At 57.3% G+C, this 26549-nt stretch carries 21 protein-coding genes; 13 read left to right on the forward strand and 8 right to left on the reverse strand.

Features of this window, described 5'->3' with window-relative positions; translation table 11 throughout:
- Positions 1-5: 5 nt before the first annotated feature.
- From hda to upp, 3 genes are all read right to left on the reverse strand, one after another.
- Positions 6-707 carry a DnaA inactivator Hda gene (hda, locus tag K6958_RS14915; protein ID WP_249894703.1) on the reverse strand — a complete coding sequence of 234 codons (702 nt, stop codon included), beginning with the start codon at positions 705-707 and terminating at the stop codon, positions 6-8.
- A gap of 164 nt (positions 708-871) precedes the next feature.
- Complete coding sequence (uraA, locus tag K6958_RS14920) at positions 872-2155, reverse strand: uracil permease (RefSeq protein ID WP_249891865.1); 1284 nt, start codon at positions 2153-2155, stop codon at positions 872-874.
- Positions 2156-2215: 60 nt separating this feature from the next.
- Positions 2216-2842: a uracil phosphoribosyltransferase gene (gene upp, locus K6958_RS14925; RefSeq protein WP_249891866.1), complete on the reverse strand. Its 627-nt coding sequence runs from the start codon at positions 2840-2842 to the stop codon at positions 2216-2218.
- 223 nt (positions 2843-3065) lie between these two features.
- Between upp and purM the strand changes: the two genes are divergently transcribed.
- On the forward strand, positions 3066-4103 hold the full coding sequence (gene purM, locus K6958_RS14930) for a phosphoribosylformylglycinamidine cyclo-ligase (protein ID WP_249891867.1): 1038 nt from the start codon (positions 3066-3068) through the stop codon (positions 4101-4103).
- Positions 4100-4738 (forward strand): phosphoribosylglycinamide formyltransferase, encoded by a 639-nt coding sequence (gene purN, locus K6958_RS14935; RefSeq protein ID WP_249891868.1) that lies wholly within the window; start codon positions 4100-4102, stop codon positions 4736-4738. Before purM ends, purN begins: the two co-directional genes overlap by 4 nt.
- Positions 4739-4800: 62 nt before the next feature.
- On the opposite strand, the gene pstB is transcribed toward purN, so the two are convergent.
- From pstB to K6958_RS14950, 3 genes are read right to left on the reverse strand one after another with little or no spacing between them, the layout of a single operon-like run.
- Complete coding sequence (gene pstB, locus K6958_RS14940; RefSeq protein ID WP_434085172.1) at positions 4801-5568, reverse strand: phosphate ABC transporter ATP-binding protein PstB; 768 nt, start codon at positions 5566-5568, stop codon at positions 4801-4803.
- A gap of 11 nt (positions 5569-5579) precedes the next feature.
- Positions 5580-7229, reverse strand: coding sequence for a phosphate ABC transporter permease PstA (gene pstA / locus K6958_RS14945; protein ID WP_249891870.1), 1650 nt, complete (start codon positions 7227-7229; stop codon positions 5580-5582).
- Positions 7226-9361, reverse strand: coding sequence for an ABC transporter permease subunit (locus tag K6958_RS14950; RefSeq protein WP_249891871.1), 2136 nt, complete (start codon positions 9359-9361; stop codon positions 7226-7228). The genes pstA and K6958_RS14950 overlap by 4 nt, the downstream gene beginning before the upstream one ends.
- Positions 9362-9512: 151 nt before the next feature.
- Between K6958_RS14950 and ppk1 the strand changes: the two genes are divergently transcribed.
- Genes ppk1 through tehB form a run of 3 tightly spaced genes read left to right on the forward strand, consistent with a single transcriptional unit; the run spans position 9513 to position 13767 of the window.
- Positions 9513-11573: a polyphosphate kinase 1 gene (ppk1, locus tag K6958_RS14955; RefSeq protein WP_249891872.1), complete on the forward strand. Its 2061-nt coding sequence runs from the start codon at positions 9513-9515 to the stop codon at positions 11571-11573.
- 6 nt (positions 11574-11579) lie between these two features.
- A complete protein-coding gene (gene ppx, locus K6958_RS14960) occupies positions 11580-13106 on the forward strand; it encodes an exopolyphosphatase (RefSeq protein ID WP_249891873.1) in 1527 nt (508 codons plus the stop codon).
- A 58-nt stretch (positions 13107-13164) separates the two neighbouring features.
- The gene (tehB, locus tag K6958_RS14965; protein ID WP_249891874.1) at positions 13165-13767 is read left to right on the forward strand and encodes a tellurite resistance methyltransferase TehB; all 603 of its coding nucleotides are present in this window, start codon (positions 13165-13167) and stop codon (positions 13765-13767) included.
- Here the strand turns inward: tehB and K6958_RS14970 are convergent, their stop codons facing one another.
- Positions 13768-15978 (reverse strand): sensor domain-containing phosphodiesterase, encoded by a 2211-nt coding sequence (locus K6958_RS14970; protein ID WP_249891875.1) that lies wholly within the window; start codon positions 15976-15978, stop codon positions 13768-13770.
- Between the two features lie 263 nt (positions 15979-16241).
- On the opposite strand from K6958_RS14970, the gene K6958_RS14975 reads away from it, so the two are divergent.
- From K6958_RS14975 to K6958_RS15010, 8 genes are all read left to right on the forward strand, one after another.
- A complete protein-coding gene (locus tag K6958_RS14975) occupies positions 16242-16430 on the forward strand; it encodes a YfgG family protein (RefSeq protein ID WP_249891876.1) in 189 nt (62 codons plus the stop codon).
- Between the two features lie 105 nt (positions 16431-16535).
- Entirely contained in the window at positions 16536-17966 is a 1431-nt protein-coding gene (mgtE, locus tag K6958_RS14980; RefSeq protein ID WP_249891877.1) for a magnesium transporter, read from the forward strand.
- Positions 17967-18172: 206 nt separating this feature from the next.
- A complete protein-coding gene (gene hutI, locus K6958_RS14985; RefSeq protein WP_249891878.1) occupies positions 18173-19402 on the forward strand; it encodes an imidazolonepropionase in 1230 nt (409 codons plus the stop codon).
- Positions 19399-20352: a formimidoylglutamase gene (gene hutG / locus K6958_RS14990; RefSeq protein WP_249891879.1), complete on the forward strand. Its 954-nt coding sequence runs from the start codon at positions 19399-19401 to the stop codon at positions 20350-20352. Before hutI ends, hutG begins: the two co-directional genes overlap by 4 nt.
- A gap of 69 nt (positions 20353-20421) precedes the next feature.
- Complete coding sequence (locus K6958_RS14995) at positions 20422-21159, forward strand: histidine utilization repressor (protein WP_249891880.1); 738 nt, start codon at positions 20422-20424, stop codon at positions 21157-21159.
- Between the two features lie 311 nt (positions 21160-21470).
- A complete protein-coding gene (hutU, locus tag K6958_RS15000; RefSeq protein ID WP_249891881.1) occupies positions 21471-23156 on the forward strand; it encodes a urocanate hydratase in 1686 nt (561 codons plus the stop codon).
- 1 nt (position 23157) lies between these two features.
- A complete protein-coding gene (gene hutH / locus K6958_RS15005; protein ID WP_249891882.1) occupies positions 23158-24687 on the forward strand; it encodes a histidine ammonia-lyase in 1530 nt (509 codons plus the stop codon).
- A gap of 75 nt (positions 24688-24762) precedes the next feature.
- Positions 24763-26151 (forward strand): amino acid permease, encoded by a 1389-nt coding sequence (locus K6958_RS15010; RefSeq protein ID WP_249891883.1) that lies wholly within the window; start codon positions 24763-24765, stop codon positions 26149-26151.
- A 112-nt stretch (positions 26152-26263) separates the two neighbouring features.
- On the opposite strand, the gene K6958_RS15015 is transcribed toward K6958_RS15010, so the two are convergent.
- Positions 26264-26509 (reverse strand): DUF2543 family protein, encoded by a 246-nt coding sequence (locus tag K6958_RS15015; protein WP_249891884.1) that lies wholly within the window; start codon positions 26507-26509, stop codon positions 26264-26266.
- Positions 26510-26549 lie beyond the last annotated feature (40 nt).

Genomic DNA, 26549 nt, shown 5'->3' on the forward strand with positions numbered 1-26549 from the left:
TCGGCCTACAGCGCGAGGATTTCCTTCACAAATGGAATGGTTAACTTACGCTGGGCGCTAATCGAGGCGCGATCGAGACGATCCAGGGTGGTAAACAGCGTACGCATCTCACGATCCAGGCGTTTCAGCAGGAATCGGCCAACGTCTTCCGGCAGCTCGAAGCCACGCAGGCTGGCACGCAGCTGCAGCGCCTGTAGCTTATCCTCATCCGATAGCGGCTGTAGCTTATAGATTTGCCCCCAGTCGAGGCGTGAAGCGAGATCGGGCAGCTTAAGGTTAAGCTGGCGCGGGGGACGATCGCCGGTGATCAACAGCCGCGTTTTTCCGGTTTCCAGAATGCGGTTGTAAAGATCGAAGATGGCCATTTCCCACTCTTCCTCACCGGCAATACATTCAATATTGTCAATGCAGACCAGCGAGAGCTGTTCCATGCCATCCAGCACTTCCGGTACGAACCAGGTCCGTTTATCCAGCGGAACATAGCCGACGGCATCGCCGCGCGTCGACATTTCAGCGCAGGCCGCATGCAGCAAATGGCTGCGCCCCCCGCCCTGACGTGACCAGAAATAGAGATAACTGCCATGTTCCTGCGCTAATGCGCCTTTGAGTGCAGCCAGCAGGGACGGATTTTCTCCCGGCCAGAAACTGGCGAAGGTTTCATCATCCGGTAAATAGAGTGGCAGTGAAAGTTGTGCCGGCGTGTTCAGAAGCACCTCAAGCGTGAACGGGCTAAAAACCGCGGTAGTTTAACACATCTTATCAGGCGAAATGAAATCGCAGCGCTGCGCTGCCCCGTTCCGTTCCGGGGCCGCCTGAGCCGCCCGGCAGCGATAAAAAAGGCGCCCTGGGGCGCCTCTTTTGCTTCTGGATGTTACTCCTGCGATTTATCCGGCGCGTCCAGAATCACCTCTTCCGGGCGCAGCACGTTAATTACTTTAAAAATCAGGCTCAGCGCCACACCTACCAGCGTCGCCAGCGCCATGCCTTTCAGCTCTGCCGCGCCGATATGCACCTTGGCTCCGCTCACGCCGATAATCAAAATCACCGAGGTCAGGATCAGATTCTGCGCCTTATTATAGTCTACTTTTGATTCAATCAGCACGCGAATACCGGATGCGCCGATCACGCCATACAGCAGCAGCGAAACCCCGCCCATCACCGGTACCGGAATCGCCTGAATAGCCGCCGCCAGCTTACCGACGCAGGAGAGCAAAATAGCAATAATCGCCGCGCCGCCAATCACCCAGGTACTGTAAACGCGGGTAATCGCCATCACGCCGATATTTTCGCCGTAGGTGGTATTCGGCGTTGAACCGAACAGGCCAGAAATAATGGTCGAGAAGCCGTTGGCGAACATCGAACGATGCAGGCCAGGATCGCGGATCAGATCCTTTTTGACGATATTCGCCGTCACCACCAGATGCCCGACATGTTCGGCAATCACCACCAGCGCGGCCGGCAGGATCGTTAACATCGCATACCATTCAAAGCGCGGCGTATAAAACGTCGGCAGCGCGAACCACGGCGCGGCCGCCACTCCGCTCCAGTCGACGATGCCCATCGCCCAGGAAAGCAGATAGCCCGCCAGCACGCCGATCAGAATAGGGATGATCGCCATAAAACCGCGAAACAGTACCGAACCAAACACGGTTACCGCCAGCGTCACCAGGGAAACGGTCACCGCGGTACCATCTACCGTCGCGCCGCTGGCAGGCAGCAGGCCGGCCATATTCGCTGCGACGCCCGCCAGTTCCAGCCCGATAACCGCGACAATCGCGCCCATCGCCGCCGGTGGGAACATCACATCCAGCCAGCCGGTGCCCGCTTTTTTCACAATCAGCGCCACCAGACAAAACAGCACGCCGCACAGAATAAAGCCGCCCAGCGCCACCTCATAGCCCAGAGGCAGCAACAGCAACACCGGCGAAATAAAGGCGAAGCTGGAACCTAAATAGGCAGGGATTTTACCCTTACAGATAAATAGATAGAGTAAGGTGCCGATGCCGTTAAACAACAGCACCGTTGCCGGATTGATATGAAACAGAATCGGCACCAGCACCGTCGCGCCGAACATGGCGAACAGATGCTGAAAACTGAGCGGAATCGTTTGCAGTAGCGGTGGACGTTCGCTAACGCCAATCGCGCGACGAGTCATGGAGTATCCCCTTGGGCTGTTTTTGGCAAAAAAAAGCCGACTCTGCGGTCGGCTGAATAATTATTTGGTTCCGAAAATCTTATCACCCGCGTCGCCAAGACCGGGGATGATGTAACCTTTCTCGTTCAGGCCGTGATCGATGGAGGCGGTATAGAGTTCAACATCCGGATGCGCCTTTTCCAGCGCGGCAATGCCTTCCGGCGCGGCGACCAGCACCAGCACCTTGATGGAGTTACAGCCCGCTTTCTTCAGCAGATCAATGGTGGCGATCATCGAGCCGCCGGTGGCCAGCATCGGGTCCACTACCAGCGCCATGCGCTCTTCGATATTGGAAACCAGCTTCTGGAAATAAGGGACCGGCTCCAGTGTCTCTTCATCACGGTAAACGCCCACCACGCTGATACGCGCGCTTGGCACATGCTCCAGCACCCCTTCCATCATACCGAGACCGGCACGCAGAATCGGGACAACGGTGATTTTCTTGCCTTTGATCTGGTCAATTTCTACCGGACCATTCCAGCCTTCAATGGTGACTTTTTCAGTTTCCAGATCGGCAGTGGCTTCGTAGGTCAGCAAACTTCCCACTTCAGATGCCAGTTCGCGAAAGCGCTTGGTGCTAATGTCTTGCTCACGCATCAGGCCCAGTTTATGTTTGACGAGCGGGTGTTTGACTTCCACGATCTTCATTGTTGTACTCCCGGAGTGTTGAGCGGAAAAAAAAATCGCCGGATTATACCGCCTTTTGTCTGCCGCGCCATATGCAATCAGGCAATAAAGCGTAAAAGGCGGCGGCTGGATCAAGCATCATCGAAAATAAATAATCTGCAACACTGGCCTCGCAAACGTTTGCCTGCGCTGTTAGAATTGCCGCGCTTTAATTCAAACCGCAAAACCGCGTGGGGATTCCGCAGTGACCGACAAGACCTCTCTCAGCTATAAAGACGCCGGCGTTGATATTGATGCAGGCAACGCGTTAGTCGATCGTATTAAAGGCGTGGTGAAACAAACCCGTCGTCCGGAAGTGATGGGCGGCCTCGGCGGTTTCGGCGCGCTCTGTGCGCTGCCGCAAAAGTATCGCGAGCCGGTGCTGGTTTCCGGCACCGACGGCGTCGGCACCAAGCTGCGTCTGGCGATGGATCTGCAGCGCCATGATACCATCGGCATCGATCTGGTCGCCATGTGCGTTAACGATTTGGTGGTTCAGGGCGCAGAGCCGCTCTTCTTCCTGGATTACTACGCCACCGGCAAGCTGGATGTCGATACCGCTTCCGCCGTGATTGGCGGCATCGCCGAAGGGTGCTTACAGTCGGGCTGCGCGCTGGTAGGCGGTGAAACCGCAGAGATGCCGGGGATGTATCACGGCGAAGATTACGACGTGGCTGGCTTCTGCGTCGGCGTGGTGGAAAAGTCAGAAATCATTGACGGCAGTAAAGTACAGGATGGCGACGTGCTGATCGCCCTCGCCTCCAGCGGCCCGCACTCTAACGGCTATTCTCTGGTGCGTAAAATTCTGGAAGTCAGCCAGACCGACCCGTTAAGCGAGCAGCTCGACGGCCAGCCGCTGGCCGATCATCTGCTGGCCCCGACGCGTATCTACGTTAAAAATATCCTCAGCCTGATTGAGCAGATCGATGTGCACGCTATCGCCCATCTCACCGGCGGCGGCTTCTGGGAAAATATTCCGCGCGTGCTGCCGGAAAATACCCAGGCGGTTATCGATGAAGCCAGCTGGCAGTGGCCGGCAGTCTTTGGCTGGCTGCAGCAGGCGGGCAACGTTAGCCGCCATGAAATGTACCGCACCTTTAACTGCGGCGTCGGCATGGTGATCGCCGTCAGCGCCGCCGAAGCAGATAAAGCGGTTGAACTGATGAATGCCGCAGGCGAGCAGGCGTGGAAAATCGGCGTAATTAATGCCTCTGACGCAGAAGAGCGTGTGGTTATCAAATGAAGCGGTTGGTCGTGCTGATATCGGGTAGCGGCAGCAATCTGCAGGCGATTCTCGATGCCTGTCAGCAGGGCCGCATCAACGCCAGTGTGGCGGCGGTGTTCAGCAATAAGGCCGACGCGTTTGGCCTTGAGCGCGCCCGCAGTGCGGGCGTTGCCGCCCATGCGCTTTCCGCGTCCGATTATGAAAGCCGCGAGGCGTTTGATCGCCAGCTTATGCGCGAGATCGACGCCTGCGCGCCCGATTTGGTGGTGCTGGCGGGCTATATGCGTATTCTTAGCCCGGCCTTTGTCGCGCATTATCACGATCGCCTGCTGAATATTCATCCTTCTCTGCTGCCGAAATATCCGGGGCTGCACACCCACCGTCAGGCGATCGCCAACGGCGACCGCGAACATGGCACCTCGGTGCATTTTGTGACCGACCAGCTGGATGGCGGCCCGGTGATCTTACAGGCCCGGGTACCGGTATTTGGCGGCGACAGCGAAGAAGAGGTGATCGCACGCGTGCAGCATCAGGAACATGCGATTTATCCGCTGGTGATTAGCTGGTTCGTTGCGGGCCGGCTGATGATGCGTGATAACGCCGCCTGGCTTGATGGCAACCCGCTTCCGCCGCAGGGCTACGCGGGCGATTAAGCGTTGCCGGCGTTAAACGAATAAACCCTAATTCAGAGCCAGCCTGCTGGCTCTGCGCTTTTTCAGCCAAAGCGTCCGGTAATATAATCTTCCGTACGTCGTTGCCGCGGCGTGGTAAACAGCGTATCGGTATCAGCAAACTCCACCACCCTTCCCTGATGCATAAATGCGGTATAGTCAGAGACGCGCGCCGCCTGCTGCATATTATGTGTTACCAGAAGCAGGGTGAAATGCTGCTTCAGCGTGGTCATCAGCTCTTCAATTACCAGCGTGGAGATCGGGTCCAGCGCCGAGGTTGGCTCATCCAGCAGCAGCACTTCCGGCTCGATAGCAATGGCGCGCGCAATCACCAGCCGTTGTTGCTGGCCGCTGGAAAGCGTCAGCGCGTTTTGCCGCAGGCTATCTTTTACCTCCGGCCACAGCGCCGCCGCGCGCAACGCCCGCTCTACCGCTTCGTTTAAAATGCGCCGATCGCGTACGCCCTGTAGACGCAGCCCGTAAACCACATTTTCATAAATCGATTTTGGAAACGGATTGGGCCGCTGAAAAACCATGCCGACGCGACGACGCAGCGCCGAAAGATCGCCGCCGCGCTCGAGGATATTGCGCCGATCGAGCATCACCTCGCCTTCAACGCGGCAGTTATCGATCACATCGTTCATACGGTTAAAGCAGCGCAGCAGGGTAGATTTTCCGCAGCCGGACGGGCCGATAAGCGCGGTAATGCGATTTTTCGGGATCTGCAGGTTGATCGCATCCAGCGCCTGTTTATCGCCATACCAGAGAGAAAGATTATTCACGGTTAGCGCGGTGTCGATTTCAGCCGTCATGGTCCTCACCATTATTGCACCAGCGAGCGATAACGCTCGCGCAGACGATGGCGTAAGGCCATCGCCGTAAGATTCAAGCCAAGAATAATGCACACCAGCAGCAGCGCCGTAGCGTATACCACCGGGCGATCGGCCTCGGCGTTAGGGCTTTGAAACGCCAGGTCGTAAATCTGAAAGCCAAGATGCATAAATTTACGATCGAGATGCAGGTAAGGGAAAACGCCGTCTACCGGCAGCTCCGGGGCCATTTTCACCACCCCTACCAGCATTAGCGGCGCCGTTTCCCCCGCCGCGCGCGCCACGGCCAAAATTAACCCAGTCAGCATGGCGGGCAGCGCCAGCGGCAGGGTAACATGCCATAACGTTTCCGCCCGGGTGGCCCCCAGCGCCAGCGAGCCGTACCGCAGGCTGGCGGGAATGCGCGACAGCCCTTCTTCGGTGGCGACAATCACTACCGGCAGCGTCAGCAGCGCCAGCGTGAGCGACGCCCAAAGCAGGCCAGGGGTGCCAAAGGTCGGGTTAGGCAGCGACGCGGCATAAAACAGCTGATCAAGGGTGCCGCCAATTAGCCAGACGTAAAACCCCAGGCCAAACACCCCATACACAATCGACGGCACGCCCGCCAGGTTAACCACCGCAATACGTACCAGCCGGGTTAACGCATGTTGTCCGGCATATTCATGCAGCCAGACGGCGGCCACCACGCCCAGCGGCATCACCACCACCGACATTAGCAGCACCATCAGCACGGTGCCGAAAATGGCCGGGAAAGCACCGCCCTCGCCCGGAGACGCATCCGGCGAATCGGCGACGAAATGCCACAGCTGTTGTAAAAAATGCTGCCATTTCTGCGCCAGCGTCATGGCGTTGGGATACCAGGCATCGCGGATCTGCGCCAGCGGGATGCGGTGCAGCTGTCCGTTGACGTCGCGCAGCATCAGCGCATTACGCGCGCTCTCCTGCAGCAGCGAGGCGCGGCGCTCCGCCTGCGCCACAAACTGCCGCTGGAGTTCGCTGCGATTCGCCATCAGCATTGACCTTTCCTGCTCGTTTTCACGGCCGCTGGCCTGCAGCTCTAAGGCTTCCACTTCCAGCGCCTCGAGCTGTGCCGTGATATGCGCCATCTCGGTGCGGCGGATGCGCTCGGCCTGCTCCAGCAGTTGGTGAGTTTGCTGCAGGCGCTCCTGCAGAGCGTGTTGCATATTCTGCGCCGTAAGCGGCTGCTGATTTTCATACAATCCGGCAAACCAGCCCAGCGCATCGCCGCCCTTCCGTCGCTGCAGCACCAGTATGCCCGGCGGCTGCTCGCGGCGCTGAATATCGCTTTCCAGCAGCGTGCGGAAATCGGAGACGGCAACGTCGCGGTTGCCGGTTTTGATTAAGTAGCGCGTGACCTGCGACGGCAGCTGCTGCGCCTGCGGCACGCCGGCATCGATCAGCTGTTGGCGCGGCAGGGTCTGTGAGCTGACCACTTCCCCCAGCAGCTGCGCCTCGCCGGCGGCAGGTTGCGCCAGCGTAAACAGCGTCACCGGCTGCGGCCAAAAATGGCGCAGCCCCTGCCAGGCCAGCAGCAGCAATAACAGCAGAAACGCCAGCAGGCTAAAGGTTACCGCTCCAGCCGTGAGCCAGCGCCAGCGATCGTTTTGCTTTAGCGCGCTCATCCCTGCCCCTCATGCTGACCATAGCGATGACGTAAATTCTGGCGTACCACTTCCGCCAGCGTATTCAGCACCAGCGTAAACACCAACAGCACCAGCGCGCTAAGAAACAGAATGCGATAGTGGGCGCTGCCTGCCGCCGCCTCCGGCATCTCAACGGCTATATTGGCGGAAAGCGCGCGTACGCCGTGAAACAGGCCGCCTTCGCTAACCGGTGTATTGCCTGTAGCCATCAGTACAATCATCGTTTCTCCTACCGCTCGGCCAAAACCGATCATCAATGCGGCAAAAATCCCGGAGGCGGCGCTGGGTAAAATCACGCGCGACAGGGTTTGCCATGCCGTGGCGCCCAATGCCAACGATCCCTGCCCCAGCGCAGCCGGCACGCTAAAAATAGCATCCTCCGCCAGGGTAAATATCAGCGGCACCAGCGCAAAACCCATCGCCAGCGCGGCGATCAACAGATTGCGCTGCTCGTAGCCGCCCGGCAGCAGCGACGCCAGCGGCTGGCCCCACAGCGCGCTGTCGGTCAGCGGCATCAGCCACAGACAGAGCGCGCTAACCAGCAACAGCAGCGGCACCAGCAGCCAAACCTCGCGCCCCGGCGCATCCAGCCCCGCACGCCAGCGCGACGGCAGGCGCTTCAGCAGCGGCCCGCATAGCAGCAGCGTCACCGTCAGAACGACGGGCAGCAGCAGCACGCCAGAAAGCCGGGCGGCAATCTGCGGCGCCAGCCACAGGCTGGCAAACAGGCCGATCACCACGCTGGGCAAGGCGCCCATCATCTCCATTGCCGGTTTAATCCAGCGGCGTAGCGCCGGCGACATAAACCAGGCGGTATAAATGGCGGCGGCCAGCGCCAGCGGCGTGGCAAACAGCATCGCCAACGCGGCAGCCTTCAGCGTACCGGTGACCATCGGCACCAGGCTGAATTTCGCCTGATACGGATCGTCGACCGCCGTCGATTGCCAGACCCAGTCCGGCTGTGGATAGTTTTCATACCAGACTTTTTGCCACAGGTTGCGCAGGCTGATATCGGGCCAGGGATTGTCGATACGCCAATATTGCCAGCCGTCGGCGCGCTCGATCAGTAATCCATCGCCCTGTGGCGCGAACTGCGCCTGGCGCACGTTCTCGCCCAGCGGATGATGAAAGAAAGCGCCCTGCCGTTTGCTGGCGAACATCTGCAGCTCGCCGGCGGCGCTTAGCGTAGCGAACACCCGGCGTTGCGGTTCGGTAATCAATAGCTGCCCGGCGCGCGCGCCGTCAAAATCGCGGATACGGTGCAGATGCACGCCCCGCTCATCGGCAATATCAAACCACTGACTGATACCGTTATCGTCGGCAAGCAGCAGCGAACGTCCGCCGCTCAGCAAGGCCATCTGGCGCGGCGCATGCGTCAGCGGCAGCGTATCGCGCAGCGTGACCTGCTGACCGTTGATCTGCCAGACCCGTAAGCTGCGCTCGCTGCTGGCGAACAGTAGCTTACCGTCAGGCGCCAGCAGCAGCTGGCTGACCGGCCCGCTGGCCAGCATATCGCTTTGCATCGGCCGCCCGGCCGCCAGGCGCAGCAGCCGAATATGCTGCCCATCGCTTAACGCCGCCAGCCACTCTCTGTCGCCGCTGGGGGCCAGCGCCGCCAGCGTAAACCCGCCGCTGCCGCCGTCAAACGCGCCATCGCCTAAAGGAAATTTCCAGCGCGGCTGTGCATCCGCTGCGCTAAAATCAGGTTGGACCAGTCGGAAATTGCCATCGGGCTGCAACAGCAGTAGGCTGCTGTTATCGGCGGTCGCCGCGCCGATCACCGGACCGCGTGCCAGCTGCAGCGGCGGCTCAGGCGCAGCGCCGTTCAACGGAAAGAAACGGCCTTCGCCCTGACTATCGATACGCCAGCCCCAGCCCTGGTTAACGCCCAGCGCGACGGCAGGCTGAGTTGAAAGCGCGGGCTGTAGCGGCCCCGCCTGCATGGAAGGCGTGGCAAACAGCGGCATCACCACCCACAGCAGCCAGACAAACAGCAGCATCATGACCAGCAGCACGCTGACGCCACAGGCGCCGATGGCGCGCGCGGTCAGGCGGTCAACATAACGCCGGGTACGGTTGCTGTAGTTGACGGGGATATGATTATCGATCATCGTGCTTGCAGATTCCTCTCATTGAAGCCGCTATGTTGCCCGTAGCTCTCTGATATGACAACCATTGAGGTGAGACATTGCTGCCATACTCTCGCCATAATGAAGTTGGAAAATGGATACCCTCGTCTCAAATCAGCACAACGGAGCCATAATGGGTCAGGAAAAGCTTTACATAGAAAAAGAACTGAGCTGGTTATCCTTTAATGAACGCGTACTGCAGGAAGCCGCAGATAAAACCAACCCGCTGATCGAGCGCATGCGCTTTCTGGGCATTTATTCAAATAACCTGGAAGAGTTTTATAAGGTGCGCTTCGCCGACCTGAAGCGACGCATTTTGATTGGCGAGGAACAGGGATCGCCCAGCACGCCGCGTCATTTGCTGAAGAAGATCCAGCAGCGCGTTCTGCGCGCCGATCAGGAGTTCGATGGTTTATATAATGATCTGCTGCTGGAGATGGCGCGTAACCAAATCTTTTTGATTAACGAGCGGCAGCTGTCGCCTAATCAGCAAAGCTGGCTGCGCCACTACTTTAAGCATGAACTGCGCCAGCACGTCACACCAATTCTGATTAACCATGATACCGATCTGATTGAATTCCTGAAGGATGACTACACCTATCTGGCGGTAGAGATTATTCGCGGCGAAGATATCCGCTATGCCCTGCTGGAGATCCCGTCGGATAAGGTACCGCGCTTTGTTAATCTGCCTGCTGAATCGCCGCGCCGTCGCAAACCGATGATCCTGCTGGACAATATTTTGCGTTACTGCCTGGACGACATCTTTAAAGGCTTTTTCGACTATGACGCGCTCAACGCCTATTCAATGAAAATGACGCGTGACGCCGAGTACGATCTGGTTACCGAGATGGAATCGAGCCTGTTAGAGCTGATGTCTTCCAGCCTCAAGCAGCGCCTGACCGCCGAGCCGGTGCGCTTTGTTTATCAGCGCGATATGCCTAATGCGATGGTTGAACTGCTGCGCAATAAACTAAATATCTCTAATTATGACTCTATCGTGCCCGGCGGCCGCTACCATAACTTTAAAGATTTCATCAGTTTCCCTAACGTCGGCAAAACCAACCTGGTGAATAAGCCGATGCCGCAGCTGCGGCATATCTGGTTCGATGGTTTCCGCAACGGCTTTGATGCCATTCGTAACCATGATGTGCTGCTCTATTATCCCTACCACACCTTTGAACATGTGCTGGAGCTGCTGCGTCAGGCATCGTTCGATCCCAGCGTGCTGGCGATTAAAATCAATATCTATCGCGTCGCGAAAAACTCACGCATTATCGATGCGATGATCCATGCCGCCTATAACGGTAAAAAAGTCACGGTGGTGGTGGAACTGCAGGCGCGTTTTGATGAAGAGGCCAACATCCACTGGGCCAAACGTCTGACGGAAGCGGGCGTGCATGTCATCTTCTCGGCGCCGGGCCTGAAAATTCATGCCAAGCTGTTTCTGATTTCACGTCGCGAGGGCAGCGAGATTGTGCGCTATGCGCATATCGGCACCGGTAACTTCAACGAAAAAACCGCGCGCATTTATACCGACTACTCACTGCTGACCGCCGACGCGCGCATCACCAACGAGGTGCGCCGGGTATTCAACTTTATTGAAAATCCTTATCGCCCGGTAAGCTTCGATTATCTGATGGTGTCGCCGCAGAACTCGCGTCGTATGCTTTATCAGCTGATTGATGAAGAGATCGCCAACGCGCAGCAGGGTATTCCGGCCGGGATTACGCTGAAAGTGAATAACCTGGTCGACAAAGGTTTGGTAGATCGTTTGTATACCGCCTCCAGCGTCGGCGTGAAGGTGAATCTGCTGGTGCGCGGCATGTGTTCGTTGATTCCTAATCTTGACGGGATCAGCGATAATATCCGCGTGATTAGCATCGTTGACCGCTATCTGGAGCACGATCGGGTTTATATTTTTGATAATGGCGGCGATAAAAAAGTCTTTCTTTCTTCCGCCGACTGGATGACCCGTAATATCGATTATCGTATCGAAGTGGCGGTGGCGATCCTTGATCCTGTTCTGAAACAGCGCGTACTGGATATTATTGCCATCCTGTTCAGTGATACTGTAAAAGCCCGCATTATTGATAAAGAACTGAGTAACCGTTATGTACCGCGAGGAAACCGCCGTAAGGTACGGTCGCAGCAGGCCATTTACGATTACATCAAATCTCTGGAACAACCTGAATAATTCACTATGCCGATATCCCATAAAAATATGCCCCGACCGCAAGAGTTTGCCGCTATTGACCTTGGTTCCAATAGCTTTCATATGGTCATTGCCCGCGTAGTGGATGGCGCGATGCAGGTGCTGGGTCGTCTGAAACAGCGCGTGCATCTGGCGGACGGACTGGGCGCGGATAACGTGCTGAGCGAAGAGGCTATCCAGCGCGGGCTTAGCTGCCTGGCGCTGTTTGCCGAGCGTCTGCAGGGCTTCAGCGCTTCGAACGTGACGATTGTCGGCACCCATACGCTACGCCAGGCGATCAACGCCGAAGATTTTCTGCGGCGCGCGGCAGAGGTTATCCCCTACCCGATCGAAGTGATCTCCGGCCACGAAGAGGCGCGCCTGATTTTTATGGGCGTTGAGCATACGCAACCGGAAAAAGGTCGCAAGCTGGTAATCGATATCGGCGGCGGCTCCACCGAGCTGGTGATCGGCGAGGATTTTGAGCCTAAGCTGGTGGAAAGCCGCCGCATGGGCTGCGTCAGCTTCGCGAACCTCTATTTTCCTGGCGGCGTGATTAATCAGGAAAACTTCCGTCGGGCGCGTCTGGCCGCAGCGCAAAAACTGGAAACGCTGGCCTGGCAATACCGGCTGCTCGGCTGGCAGTACGCGCTGGGCGCCTCCGGCACCATCAAGGCGGCCTGTGAAGTGCTACAGGCGATGGGCGAAAAAGAAAAACAGATTACGCCAGAACGGCTGGATAGGCTCTATGACGAAGTCATGAAACATAAATCCTTCGCCGCGCTGAGCCTGCCGGGCCTGTCGGAAGAGCGCAAAGCAGTATTCGTGCCGGGGCTGGCGATCCTGTGCGGCGTATTCGATGCGCTGGCGATCCGCGAGCTGCGTCTGTCCGACGGCGCCCTGCGCGAAGGGGTGCTGTATGAAATGGAAGGCCGCTTCCGTCATCAGGATATCCGCAGTCGTACCGCGCAAAGCCTGGCCAATCATTACAATATCGACAGCGATCAGGCGCGACGCGTGCTGGAAACCACGGATGAGCTTTGGCAGCAGTGGCGCGATCAAAATCCGCGCCTGGCCAATCCTCAGCTGGCTTCGCTGCTGCAGTGGGCGGCATTGCTGCATGAGGTGGGTTTAACCATCAACCACAGCGGTATGCAGCGTCACTCTGCTTATATCCTGCAAAACACCAACCTGCCGGGATTTAATCAGGATCAACAGCTGCTGCTGGCGACGCTGGTACGCTACCACCGTAAAGCGATCAAGAGCGACGATCTGCCGCGGTTTACCCTGTTTAAAAAGAAACAGATCCTGCCGCTGGTGTTTCTGCTGCGTCTTGGCACGCTGCTAAATAATCAGCGCCAGGCGACCAATCGTCCGGACAAGCTAACCTTGACCACCGACGAGGGGCACTGGACGCTGCGCTTCCCGGCCGGCTATTTCAGCCAGAACACCCTGGTCCAGCTCGATTTAGAGCGTGAGCAGGTTTACTGGCAGGATGTTTCCGGCTGGAAGCTAACGATAGAAGAAGAGGCGTAAAGCACGCCGGCGTATTCGGGCGGCGCTTCCTCCGCCCGCATGACTCAGATATAAAAAAATGACCACACGCCCGGATAACTATTTTACTGAAAAATATCAGCTGAGCGCCACTCACTCCGAAGTGGTGGCGGCATTACCTTTTCTGACGCCAGGCAAAGCGCTGGATGTGGGCTGCGGCAGCGGACGCAACAGCCTGTGGCTGAATATGAAAGGGTTTGAAGTAACCGCCTGGGATAAAAACCCGCAAAGCATTGCGCGGCTGAATCAGATCATCGCCGCCGAAGGGCTCAGCGAAATTGAAACGCAGGTGACCGATCTCAACAGCGTGCGCTTTAACGGCGCGTATGATTTTGTGCTCTCCACCGTGGTGATGATGTTTTTACAGCCGGAAACCATTCCCCAGCTAATTGCCGATATGCAAGCCAGCACGGTTAAAAACGGCTATAACCTGATTGTCGCCGCAATGGATACGGAAGATTATCCCTGCCCCATCGCCTTTCCCTTTACCTTTAAATCGGGTGAATTAAGCCACTACTACCGTCAATGGCAGATCATCAAATATAACGAGCATGTCGGCCAGCTGCACCGGACGGATGAACACGGCAACCGCATCAGCCTGCGTTTCGCGACGCTGCTGGCGAAAAAGGCCCCGGCGGAGTAATCAGCTCTCGGCCAACAGGCTTAACGGCTGCGGCTCACTAATGGCGAAGCCCTGCAAATAATCGATGCCCAGCCCGCGCAGCGCCGCCGCTACCGCCTCGGATTCCACGCACTCCGCCACTATCTGCATCCGTTTCAGCCGGGCCACGCGGCAGATCGATTCAATGATCTGATAGTCGAGCGGGCTGTGCAGCATATTCTGGATAAAGCTGCCGTCAATTTTCAGCATATCGGCCTGCAGCGTTTTCAGTTGCAGGTAACTGGCATAACCTGTGCCAAAGTGATCAATCGCGATACGGCAGCCCAGCCGACGCAGACGATGAACGGTGCGATAGCCCGCAGAGAAATTCATATTTTCCGCGGCCTCGCTGATTTCCAGTATCAGCTGCCACGGCTCCACCTGATGCTGTTTCAGCAACAGTTCCAGCTCGCTGACAAAATGCGGGCGGAACAGGCTGGCGGCATGAATATTGACGGCAAAGCGCATCGCCGGCAAACGCGTGCGGCTGCTATCGATAAAGCTCAGCGCATGGTTCAGTACCCAGCGATCCATTTCCCATGTCAGGCCAAACTCCTGCACGACCGGTAAAAAGCGCTCCGGCGCCAGCTGTTTGCCCTGCGAATTAACCAGTCGGAGCAGCAGTTCATGGTAATCATCGCCGCGCAGCCCCTCAATGCGCTGCGCCATCATCACAAAGCGTTCGTTATCCAGCGCCTGCTGGACCTCCTCCAGCTGGGTCAGTTTCTCTTTCGTCTGCCGCAGCGCGTTGATATTTTCCTGCTGCAAATGCTCCGGCTGGTGACTGTGCAGGGAAACCTCGGCCATCTCGCTAAGCTGTCCCAGCAGCCGGGGCAGATCATTAATCGGCGGCACAACGTGACAATAGCTGATGCCGATAGCGGGCTGTAGCGGCAACCCCTGCCAGCGCAAGCTGTAGCGGCCGATGCGGATGCTAATCTGATCGATTCGCTCTTCATGGGTGGCTTTATTCAGCCGCATCGCCAGCGCAAAGCCTGGCAAATGGTAAATGTTCTCTTTAGGCTGCAACAGCGGCTGTAAATGCGCCGCCAGCCGCCGCTTATATTCAACGCGCAGATCCAGCCCCCAGGTTCGGCTAAGGCGATCGAGATCGGGAATACGTAAAAAACAGAGCGTGGAGGAAGCCTGCTGTTCCAGGATCGCTTTCAGCGCGCGCAGATTAGGCAGATCCACCACCGGATCGACCAGCGCCGCCTCGCGTGATTTCTTAATCAGCCGACGCTGGCGTACGCCGTTGATGCCAATAAAATAGAGGATTAGCGACCATACCAGCAGATTGGTGGTGTTCAGCGCCAAATGTAACGACAGCTCTGGCTGGGTGCGAAATTGATACAGCAATATCAGCACCAGCGACCACGCCAGCGTGGAAAGCAGATAGCCAAAACGGGCTGCCGCCCACAGCATGGTCGGCAGCAACAGCAACAGGGCAAAATCGCCGGCGACCTGATTTTTTACCTCGCTATGCAGAATCATCAGCAACGCCACCAACAGAGTAAGCCAAAGCAGCCAGACTCTGATTTCCGTGTGGGTTACGCTTTCTGCGATTTGCTGGCGCAGCAGGTTAACCTGACGGGAAAAGTAGCGTGCGTGGCGAAAGCAGCGGATCGCCATATAGTAAAGCGGCAGGATCGCCACGCAGGATAGCAAAATAGCCTGATAGTTAATCAGCGTGCGCAGCGTCAGCGGATTGCGGTTAAAAATAGAAAGCTCGGCGGGAATGGCCTTTAGCGTTACCAACGTTTGCAATAAAAAGACCAGCAGCGTCGGCAACAGAAAGCCGATCCAGAACAGGCGCATGCGGTCGGTGCCCTGTGTGCCAGGCGTTGTGCCCCACTGCCGCCCGGCCCAGATACGATAGCCCAGCCAGCAGGTGCTAATGCCGACGATAAACAGGGCGCAAGAGAGCAGCGCCTGGCTCGGCGAAAAAATGGTTAAGTAGCGCCACAGCAGCGCCAGCGTAATGCCAGGCAGTGCCGCCCAGTCAAATACCATCAGCAACGCTACCGTTAATGTCACCGGCAAAAACAGCAGATAAACCGGACCGTCAGGCAGTTGCAGCTTGACCGATAACGCGCCGGAAAGCGGCATCAGCAACAGCGCCAGCCATAAAGGCACGCCCCACCAGCTGCGGCGGAATTGACTGAACGATGGCATATTATGTGCGGTAAACAAGAATGGCCTCTTCAGGAATGATAAAGCGCGCAGCAAATGCTGCATAAAGCTAAAACCGCTCTCATACTAAGTTCCATCAGGCTTTCAGATTTGATATGCGTCAAACATCTTTATTAAAACCCGCTCAGCCCGTCTGTTGTTTCACCTGCGTACGGGTTATTTCGGGTAGATTTGCGCATCAGACTGCGGCACGACATTGACCTGCCGATAACGCTGTGCCTAAATTGTTTCTCCGCCTTCGGGCCTGCTACAGGAGTCCCTGCGTGAATAGCATCACCTCATTGCGCAAAAGCCGTAAAACTGGCCGAATGACCCGCATAGTGTTGTTAATCAGCTTTATCATATTGTTTGGTCGTCTGCTGTTTGTTTTGCCCGGCGCGTTCCAGCACCATCAGGATAAGAAGGTGAACGCTGAGCTGCCCATGACCATCCAGCCCGTCAGCAAAGAGTAATGACGCGAGCGTTAAGTTGCCTTAACTGAGACAACTTACCCTCTCTCCATGCCTGTAAAACAGTGGGCTTACCTGGCCCATGCTTCCAGACACAAGGGAATTTTTATGTCTGTATCCCCCGCTCAATCTCAAGCCCGACAGCTTGCCGATACCCGCAGCCGTATTCTGACGCTTCTACTAAATGAGCCGGATCTGGTGGAAAGCCTATTGCAGGCACCTTCGCCGCCGTCGGCAGAAATAACGGCGCAGATTGATAGTCTGCGCGCAGATCTTGCGCTACTGCACGCGGCGGATATCGCCGATATTCTTGAAGCCCTGCCAGAAGATGAGCGCCAAGCGCTGTGGCAGCTGGTGGATAATGCTCGCCGTGGCCAGGTGCTGGTAGAAGCATCAGAAACGGTCTGGGAGAGCCTGACCGAAGTAATGAGCGATAAAGATATCCTGCAGGCGATCGCGCCGCTGGATATTGACGATCAGGCTTATCTGGCGAAATACCTGCCGCGTGACCTGACCGGACGGCTGCTAACTCAGCTGGATCCCGCGCTGCGCGCCCGCGTACTGAACGTGGTGCATTTCGACCGCGATCGCGTTGGCCGCATCATGGACTTTAATTTCATTACCGTACGCGCCGATGTCGATCTGGGGACGGTACAGCGCTTTTTACGGCGCAGGCGCGCGATCCCGGAAGGCACCGATAAGCTGTTTATCACTGATAAACAGAATGTGCTGCTAGGTGAGCTGCCACTCACCGATATTTTGCTGAACCAGCCCGATACGCCGGTTTTTAGCATAATGAACGATCGGCCCAATACTTTCCGTCTGGATGATAAGGCGGAAGATGCCGCCGGCGCTTTCGAGCGTTATAACCTGATTTCAGCTGCGGTGATTGATGCGCAGGGCAAGCTGATTGGCCGCGTAACCATTGAAGACGTGATTGACCTGGTAAACGAAGAAAACGAAAGCAACATCCGTAAGATGGGCGGCCTGAGTCAGGAAGAAGAGGTGTTTGCGCCGGTCAGAAAGGCTGTGCGCACGCGCTGGGCCTGGCTGGCCGTTAACCTCTGTACGGCGTTTATCGCCTCGCGGGTGATTGGCCTGTTCGAGGAGACAATTTCCCAGTTGGTGGCGCTGGCAACCCTGATGCCGATCGTGGCGGGCATCGGCGGTAATACCGGCAACCAGACGATTACTATGATCGTGCGTGCGCTGGCGCTGCATCAGGTGGAGCCGGGCAACTTTAACTTTCTTTTTATGCGCGAATTGGGTGTGGCGCTTATCAACGGTCTCGTCTGGGGCAGTATCATGGGCGGAATTACCTGGCTGATGTATGACAACCCGGCGCTGGGCGGCGTAATGATGCTGGCGATGATGTTGAATCTGCTGCTGGCGGCGCTGACCGGCGTACTGATCCCGCTGGTAATGACGAAGCTGAAACGCGACCCAGCGATTGGCTCCAGCGTGATGATTACCGCGCTGACCGATACCGGCGGCTTCTTTATTTTTCTTGGCCTGGCAACGCTATTCCTGCTGCACTGATCCCACACCGCGCCACCCGCCACCTTTACTCAACAGGCCTGCAAATGCAGGCTTTTTATCGGCCTTCCGCCCTGCCTCACGCTGTACCGCTTTGCTGTTGTCCGTTAGCCATCACAAATAGCCAACATTCCGACAGGGTTTTATTGACAATTTCTCTGTAGTGAAAATAAATGTATAGACAATTCATGACAAGTAGAAGGTAAACCGTGCTGCTCGCTGCTAACGACATCGTCTGGCGCAATGCCAGACTGGCAACGTTCGATCCCGATCGCGCAACGCCCTATGGCATGCTGGACGATCACGATCTGGTGATCCGCGATGGCCATATCCTGGCTATCTTACCGGCGGCGACAACCTCTGGCGGTATCGTCCACGATGCCAAAGGGCAGTTGATGACGCCTGGCTTAATCGACTGCCATACCCATCTGGTGTTTGGCGGTAACCGCGCCGCTGAATGGGAACAGCGGATGAACGGCGTCTCTTATCAGGCGATCAGCGCGCAGGGCGGCGGCATTAACGCCACTGTTGCCGCCACCCGACAGGCCAGTGAAAGCGATCTGCTGCAACTGGCGATACTCCGCCTGCAACGGCTGCTTAATGAGGGCGTCACCACTCTGGAGATAAAATCGGGCTACGGGCTGACGCTGGAGAATGAGGCGAAAATGCTGCGAGTGGCACGCCAGCTGGCGGCTCAGCATCCGGTAGAGATCAGCCCGACGCTGCTTGCCGCCCATGCCGCGCCAGTGGAATATCGCCATGATAAAGAGGCTTATATCAGCCTGGTTTGCGACACGCTGCTACCGCAGCTATGGCAGGAAGGATTGTTTGAGGCGGTAGATATTTTTTGTGAAAGCGTCGGCTTCACGCCGCAGCAGTGCGAGCGGGTGTTTGCCAGCGCCCAGCGTTACGGCATCCCGGTGAAAGGCCACGTCGAGCAGCTCTCGTTACTGGATGGCGCCCAGCTGGTAAGCCGTTATCAGGGGCTGTCAGCCGATCATCTGGAATATCTGGATGAGCGCGGCGTGCAGGCGATGCGCGCCAGCGGCACGGTCGCCGTGCTGCTGCCCGGCGCGTATTATTTTCTGCGTGAAACGCAGGCGCCGCCGATAGAAACGCTACGCCGTTATCAGGTACCGATAGCTGTCGCCACCGATTACAACCCTGGCACCAGCCCGTTCGCCAGCCTGCATCTGGCAATGAACATGGCCTGCGTTCAGTTCGGCCTGACGCCGGAAGAGGCCTGGAATGGCGTAACCCGTCATGCGGCGCAGGCGCTGGGTCGCCAACATAGTCATGGTCAGCTTAAGGCGGGCTTTGTCGCCGATCTCGCTCTCTGGCAGGTGAAACAGCCGGTGGAAATAATTTACGAGCCGGGCCGCAATCCGCTTTACGCCCGGATATTTCGCGGGTATATCACTCACGGGAGCGTACGATGAAACAGTGGCGGCCCACCCCTTCCACAGTCTGGCAAGGGCGAGATGATACCGCAGAGGCCGATAACGCCCTGCGCCTGTTCCAGACCATTACCTGCAGCAGCACCTTTAGTCCGGCACAGCAGCCCGGCGATATTGCGCTGTTAGGCTTTGCCTGCGATGAAGGCGTTAAGCGTAATCATGGACGCACCGGCGCCGCGCAGGCGCCTACGGTACTGCGGCGCGCACTGGCTAATATGGCCAGCCACGCGGAACACCGGCGCCTGAGCGATGTAGGTGATGTTGTCATTGAGCAGACGGATCTGGAACAGGCGCAGCAGGCGCTACGTGAAGCGGTGCTGGCCTGCCAGCGCGCCGGAAAACGCACGCTGGTGCTAGGCGGCGGTCATGAAACCGCCTGGGGCCACGGCCTTGGGGTGCTGGATGCTTTCCCGCAGGAAAAGGTGGGCATTATCAATCTGGATGCGCATCTTGATTTACGCTCTGCGCCGCAGGCCACCTCAGGCACGCCGTTTCGCCAGTTGGCGCGCCATTGCACAGCCCAGCAGCGTGATTTCCGTTACGCCTGCTGCGGCCTGAGCATGGCGGCGAATACGCAGGCGCTGCTGGATGAAGCGGCTTATCGCAACGTGACGATCGTTGAGGATATGCAGTGCCTGAGCGCGCCGCTGGAGGCCATTGCGCAGCTTGAACAATTTATGGCGGATCTGGATCGCATCTATTTGACTATCGATTTGGATGTGCTGCCGGCATGGGAAATGCCGGCGGTCTCGGCGCCCGCCGCGCTCGGTGTTCCCTGCGCGATCTTGCTGCAGCTGCTGGCGCCGATTTGCCGCAGCGGTAAACTGCAGGCGGTAGATCTGGTGGAGTTTAATCCCTCGCGCGATCGGGAGGGACATGGGGCTGGCGTAGCGGCGCGCCTCGCCTGGCAGGTAATACGCTGGTGGGGATAAATTACTGAATCCCGGATGGAATTGGGTATACTTATCCCCACCAGCCAGGCAGCCGTAAGGAATATTCACATGTTTCCATCCCGATCCCGGTCAACCGCCGCCAGCGCGCCCGCGCCTTTTTACGCGAAGGTCAAACAGGCCATCAGTAAACAAATCAGCGCTGGCGTATGGCGACCTCACGATCGCATTCCTTCCGAAGCGGAACTGGTGGCACAGTTTGGCTTCAGCCGGATGACCATCAATCGTGCGCTGCGGGAGTTGACTGATGAAGGGCTGCTGGTGCGTCTGCAGGGCGTAGGCACGTTTGTAGCGGAACCTAAAGGCCAGTCGGCGCTGTTTGAGATCCGTAGCATTGCGGATGAAATTACCGCGCGCCATCATCAGCACCGCTGTCAGGTGCTGAAACTTGAACAGATCGAGGCGGATTTTACCCAGGCCGCCGCGTTGGGCGTGGAAGAAGGCACACCGGTTTTCCATTCGGTGATGGTTCACTTTGAAAACGACGTGCCGGTGCAAATTGAAGATCGCTGCGTTAACGCGGCGGTCGCGCCGGATTATCTGCAACAGGATTTCACTACCACCACCCCCCACGCTTATCTCTCATTAGTCGCGCCGCTTACCGAAGGTGAACATATCGTCGAAGCGGTTAAATCAACGCCCGAGCAGCAGCAGCTCCTGCATATTGATGACAGCGAGCCGTGCCTGCTCATCCACCGCCGCACCTGGTCGACACAGCATATCGTTTCCCACGCCCGCCTGTTATTTCCCGGTTCGCGCTATCGCCTACAGGGACATTTTATGTCCTAACGCCGGTCAAACTTACCGACGAAAATTGTGTAAAAAGGCTGTGAAATCCGTGATAGCTAACGCAAATTCCTTTAAAATCTTCTTTGCTGGTTACGCCTTGATAAATATAGAAAAAAACACCCATTCCTTAACGCTGTCATTCTGTCGCTTTATTTAATCCGTTGATTTCTAATGGTTTTAATTGTGTCTTAATTGTTAAAAGGACGCTTGCGCGCATTTGTATATACAAGTATATGTGTTTGCAGTCCTTATCTGCTTCGCCCCTCCGGGCCAGATAATTTATTGAATGCAACCGTCAGGAGTTGACCGCGATGTCGCAAAGCAAATACCGCGAGCAGGAGATCCGCGCGCCACGAGGAACCACGCTCAATGCCAAAAGCTGGCTTACCGAAGCACCGCTGCGTATGTTGATGAATAACCTCGATCCGGACGTGGCGGAAAACCCACACGAGCTGGTGGTTTACGGCGGTATTGGCCGGGCGGCCCGCAACTGGGATTGCTATGACGCCATTGTCGCCACGCTTAAAAAACTGGAAAACGACGAAACGCTATTGATTCAGTCCGGCAAACCGGTCGGCGTGTTTAAAACCCATGAAAATGCGCCGCGCGTACTGATCGCCAACTCCAATCTGGTGCCGCACTGGGCCAGCTGGGAGCATTTTAATGAACTGGATGCCAAAGGGCTGGCCATGTATGGCCAGATGACCGCCGGAAGCTGGATCTATATCGGCAGTCAGGGCATCGTGCAGGGCACCTATGAAACCTTTGTCGAGGCGGGTCGCCAGCATTATCAGGGCAACCTGCAGGGGCGCTGGATTTTGACCGCTGGCCTCGGCGGCATGGGTGGCGCGCAGCCGATGGCGGCAACGTTGGCCGGCGCCTGCTCGCTGAATATCGAATGCCAGCAAAGCCGCATCGATTTTCGTCTGCGTACGCGCTACGTCGATGAGCAGGCCGACTCGCTTGATGATGCGCTCAATCGCATCAAAAAATACACCGCGGAAGGCCGGGCGGTATCCGTGGCGCTGTGCGCTAACGCGGCGGAGGTGCTGCCTGAGTTGGTTAAGCGCGGCGTGCGCCCGGATATGGTGACCGATCAAACCAGCGCTCACGATCCGCTGCACGGTTATCTACCCACGGGCTGGCGCTGGGAAGAGTATCAGCAGCGAGCGCAGACCGAGCCGCAGGCGGTGACCGAGGCGGCGAAGCTTTCCATGGCCGACCACGTGCGCGCGATGCTGGCATTTAAACAGATGGGCGTTCCGGTTTTCGATTACGGCAATAACATTCGCCAGATGGCCAAAGAAATGGGCGTCGCCAACGCCTTTGATTTTCCCGGCTTTGTGCCTGCCTATATTCGTCCGCTGTTCTGTCGCGGCATCGGTCCGTTCCGCTGGGCCGCCCTTTCCGGCGATCCGCAGGATATTTATAAAACCGATGCCAAAGTCAAAGAGATGATTAAAGAGGATAAGCATCTGCACCACTGGCTGGATATGGCGCGCGAGCGTATCAGCTTCCAGGGCTTGCCGGCACGCATTTGCTGGGTAGGTCTGCAGTGGCGGCAGAAACTGGGCCTGGCGTTTAACGAAATGGTACGCAGCGGTGAGGTTTCCGCGCCGATCGTCATCGGCCGCGACCATCTGGATTCAGGTTCCGTGGCCAGTCCAAACCGTGAAACCGAGGCAATGCGCGATGGCTCTGACGCCGTCTCTGACTGGCCGCTGCTGAATGCGCTACTGAATACCGCCAGCGGCGCGACCTGGGTCTCCCTGCACCATGGCGGCGGCGTGGGCATGGGCTTTTCTCAGCATGCCGGGATGGTGATTGTTTGCGACGGCAGCGATGAGGCGGCGGCGCGCATCGCTCGCGTGCTGCATAACGATCCGGCCACCGGCGTGATGCGCCATGCCGATGCCGGTTACGACATCGCTATCAACTGCGCGGTAGAGCAAAATCTTAACCTGCCGATGATCGCCGCTACCCAGGAGCAACGCTGATATGAACTTCATTCTTAACCCCGGCACGCTCACGCTTGCCCAGCTACGTGAGATATACAGCCAGCCGGTGCGCATAACGCTGGATGAGCGCGCGATCCCGGCGATCAACAACAGCGTCAGCAGCGTTAATGCGATCCTGGCCGAAGGCCGCACCGCCTACGGCATCAATACCGGTTTTGGCCTGCTGGCGCAGACGCGCATACCCGCAGAAGAGCTGGAAAATCTTCAGCGTTCGCTGGTGCTTTCCCATGCGGCGGGCATTGGCGAACCGCTGGACGATAGTCTGGTTCGCCTGATGATGGTACTGAAAATCAACAGTCTGGCGCGCGGTTTTTCCGGCATTCGGCCTGGCGTAATTCAGGCGCTGATGGCGCTGGTGAATGCACAGGTCTATCCACTCATTCCCGCCAAAGGATCGGTGGGCGCCTCGGGCGACCTGGCGCCGCTGGCGCATATGTCGCTAACGCTGCTGGGCGAAGGCAAAGCGCGTTATCAGGGAGAATGGCTGCCCGCGGCGGAAGCGCTGAAAAAAGCCGGGCTGGAGCCGATCACCCTGGCCGCTAAAGAGGGGCTGGCGCTGCTTAACGGCACCCAAACCTCTACCGCCTTCGCGCTGCGCGGCCTGTTTGAAGCGGAGGATTTATTTGCTTCAGCGGTGGTATGCGGCGCGTTAACCACCGAAGCGGTACTCGGCTCACGCCGCCCGTTTGATGCGCGTATTCACCAGGCGCGCGGCCAGCGGGGACAAATCGATACGGCGGCGCTGTTCCGCGAGCTGTTGACCGATAGCAGCGAAATCGCCAGGTCGCATCAGAACTGTGACAAAGTGCAGGATCCCTACTCGCTGCGCTGTCAGCCGCAGGTAATGGGCGCCTGCCTGACGCAGCTGCGCCAGGCCGCAGAGGTGCTGTTAATCGAAGCGAACGCGGTTTCTGATAATCCGCTGGTGTTCGCCGATGAAAATGAGGTGATATCCGGCGGCAATTTCCACGCCGAGCCGGTAGCGATGGCGGCAGACAATATCGCCCTGGCGATCGCCGAGATCGGCGCTCTGTCCGAGCGGCGCGTCGCGCTGATGATGGATAAACATATGTCGCAGCTGCCGCCCTTCCTGGTTAAAAACGGCGGCGTTAACTCTGGTTTTATGATCGCACAGGTGACCGCCGCCGCGCTGGCCAGCGAGAACAAAGCGCTGGCGCACCCGCACAGCGTGGACAGCCTGCCTACCTCCGCCAATCAGGAAGATCATGTCTCTATGGCGCCCGCCGCCGGGCGACGTCTTTGGGAAATGGCCGCCAATACGCGCGGCGTGATTGCTGTAGAATGGCTTGCCGCCTGTCAGGGCATCGATCTACGTGAGGGACTGAAAACCAGCCCATCGCTGGAAAAGGCGCGCCATCTGTTACGTGAACAGGTTAGCCATTACACCCAGGATCGTTTCTTTGCGCCAGATATAGAGCGCGCCGCTGAGCTGTTGAGCGCTCGTCACCTGACGACGCTGCTGCCTGCCGTACTGCCCAGCCATTTGTAACCGCTGTTTTCTGCTCTGCCGGGAAAAACTTTCCCGGCAGCCATGCGCATATTCCACTCTTTTCAGGGCCTTGATATGCAACAACCTACGTCACATCTGCTGCGCGGACTCAGCGCGCGCCACATCCGCTTTATCGCGCTGGGTTCCGCTATCGGAACCGGGCTGTTTTATGGTTCTGCCGCCGCGATTCAGATGGCGGGTCCCGCCGTGCTGCTGGCCTATCTGGCTGGCGGCGCCGCGGTATTTATCGTTATGCGCGCGCTGGGCGAAATGGCGGTGCGTCATCCGGTTTCCGGTTCATTCAGCAGCTACGCCCGCCACTATTTAGGACCGCTGGCGGGCTTTATCACCGGCTGGACCTATACCTTTGAGATGATCATCGTTTGCCTGGCGGACGTGACCGCTTTCGGCGTTTATATGGGGCTTTGGTATCCGGACGTGCCGCGCTGGATTTGGGTATTAAGCATCATCTGTTTTATCGGCGCGTTGAATCTGTGTCATGTCCGGGTGTTTGGCGAAATGGAGTTCTGGCTGTCGCTGATCAAAGTCGCGGCTATCTTCGCCATGATTATCGCTGGCGCCGGCGTTATCCTGTTTGGTTTTGGGCACAGTTTCCCCGCTACCGGCGTAGAAAACCTCTGGTCGCATGGCGGCTTTGCGCCGGACGGCCTGGGCGGCGTAATCGCCTCGCTGGGCATCGTGATGTTTGCGTTTGGCGGCATTGAAATTATCGGGATTACGGCGGCGGAAGCACGCGATCCGCAGAAGGTGATCCCGCAGGCGATTAACACTATTCCGTTGCGTATTATCCTGTTTTACGTCTGTACGCTGTTTATTCTGATGGCGATTTTCCCGTGGAACAGCATTGGTCAGCAGGGCAGCCCGTTTGTGTTGATTTTTGATGGGCTGGGGCTGCCTGCCGCGGCCAGCGTGCTGAACATCATCGTGATTAGCGCGACGATATCGGCTATCAACAGTGATATCTTTGGCGCCGGACGCATGATGTATGGCATGGCGAAAGAAGGCATGGCGCCGAAAAGCTTTCTGCGTATCGCCAGTAACGGCGTGCCCTGGATGACGGTAGTGGTGCTGACGGTAGCGTTACTGACGGCGGTAGTGCTTAACTATCTGATCCCAGAGCAGGTGTTCGTGCTTATCGCCTCGCTGGCAGCTTTCGCCACCCTCTGGGTATGGTTGATGATTTTGTTATCTCATTTTGCCATGCGCCGCAGCCTAACCCTACAGCAGCGTCAGGAGATCCGTTTTCCCGTGCCTTGCTGGCCGGTAGCGCCAGTTATCACACTGCTGTTTATGCTACTGGTAATCGGCGTGCTGGGCGCGGTGGCGGAGACCCGTCTGGCGCTGATCGCCGGTCTGGTATGGCTGGCGATCTTGACGGTGTTTTACTTTTGGCGGATTAAAAAGCGATTGCGGCCGATGGCGCTGGAGCAGCCTGAAAGCTGAAATTTAAACTAATTTTGATGACAAACAAGAACTGAGAGTTTATCTGTCTACCCTGCGCCACGCACACGGCGATATTCACCCTGTCGTCGTGTGCGAATAATGTCAGGAGGCGTTACTCATTGCCCCATTGATTCAGGAATATCGCTATCTCATCGATGCGCTCCGCATCAATACCGGCCTCATCGGCCATCTCCTGCTGCGCACTCTCACTGATTTCTTCGTTATTCATTAAACGGGTAAGCAGCAGTTGGAAATAGCGCGCCAGCGAGTCCTGTTCTGACTCGCTGACCGGCTTTGCCGTTTCCGTCGCATACTCATCCACGATGTCATAATATTTAAGCGGTATCTCGTTATTCATATGTTGTCCCCGGGGGTTAAGCGCTCTGTCTGTGGTTGCT

The sequence above is a fragment of the Mixta hanseatica genome (genome assembly GCF_023517775.1).
Classification (GTDB): Bacteria; Pseudomonadota; Gammaproteobacteria; order Enterobacterales; family Enterobacteriaceae; genus Mixta; species Mixta hanseatica.

Bases quoted from the DNA above. Each gene is read 5' to 3' on its own strand.
- K6958_RS14995 (WP_249891880.1), top strand. From the start codon at position 20,422: ATGTTTCCATCCCGATCCCGGTCAACCGCCGCCAGCGCGCCCGCGCCT.
- tehB (WP_249891874.1), top strand. From the start codon at position 13,165: ATGACCACACGCCCGGATAACTATTTTACTGAAAAATATCAGCTGAGC.
- K6958_RS14950 (WP_249891871.1), bottom strand. From the start codon at position 9,361: ATGATCGATAATCATATCCCCGTCAACTACAGCAACCGTACCCGGCGT.
- ppk1 (WP_249891872.1), top strand. From the start codon at position 9,513: ATGGGTCAGGAAAAGCTTTACATAGAAAAAGAACTGAGCTGGTTATCC.
- K6958_RS15010 (WP_249891883.1), top strand. From the start codon at position 24,763: ATGCAACAACCTACGTCACATCTGCTGCGCGGACTCAGCGCGCGCCAC.
- hutU (WP_249891881.1), top strand. From the start codon at position 21,471: ATGTCGCAAAGCAAATACCGCGAGCAGGAGATCCGCGCGCCACGAGGA.
- mgtE (WP_249891877.1), top strand. From the start codon at position 16,536: ATGTCTGTATCCCCCGCTCAATCTCAAGCCCGACAGCTTGCCGATACC.
- pstB (WP_434085172.1), bottom strand. From the start codon at position 5,568: ATGACGGCTGAAATCGACACCGCGCTAACCGTGAATAATCTTTCTCTC.
- uraA (WP_249891865.1), bottom strand. From the start codon at position 2,155: ATGACTCGTCGCGCGATTGGCGTTAGCGAACGTCCACCGCTACTGCAA.
- pstA (WP_249891870.1), bottom strand. From the start codon at position 7,229: ATGAGCGCGCTAAAGCAAAACGATCGCTGGCGCTGGCTCACGGCTGGA.
- purN (WP_249891868.1), top strand. From the start codon at position 4,100: ATGAAGCGGTTGGTCGTGCTGATATCGGGTAGCGGCAGCAATCTGCAG.
- ppx (WP_249891873.1), top strand. From the start codon at position 11,580: ATGCCGATATCCCATAAAAATATGCCCCGACCGCAAGAGTTTGCCGCT.
- hutG (WP_249891879.1), top strand. From the start codon at position 19,399: ATGAAACAGTGGCGGCCCACCCCTTCCACAGTCTGGCAAGGGCGAGAT.
- K6958_RS15015 (WP_249891884.1), bottom strand. From the start codon at position 26,509: ATGAATAACGAGATACCGCTTAAATATTATGACATCGTGGATGAGTAT.
- hutH (WP_249891882.1), top strand. From the start codon at position 23,158: ATGAACTTCATTCTTAACCCCGGCACGCTCACGCTTGCCCAGCTACGT.
- upp (WP_249891866.1), bottom strand. From the start codon at position 2,842: ATGAAGATCGTGGAAGTCAAACACCCGCTCGTCAAACATAAACTGGGC.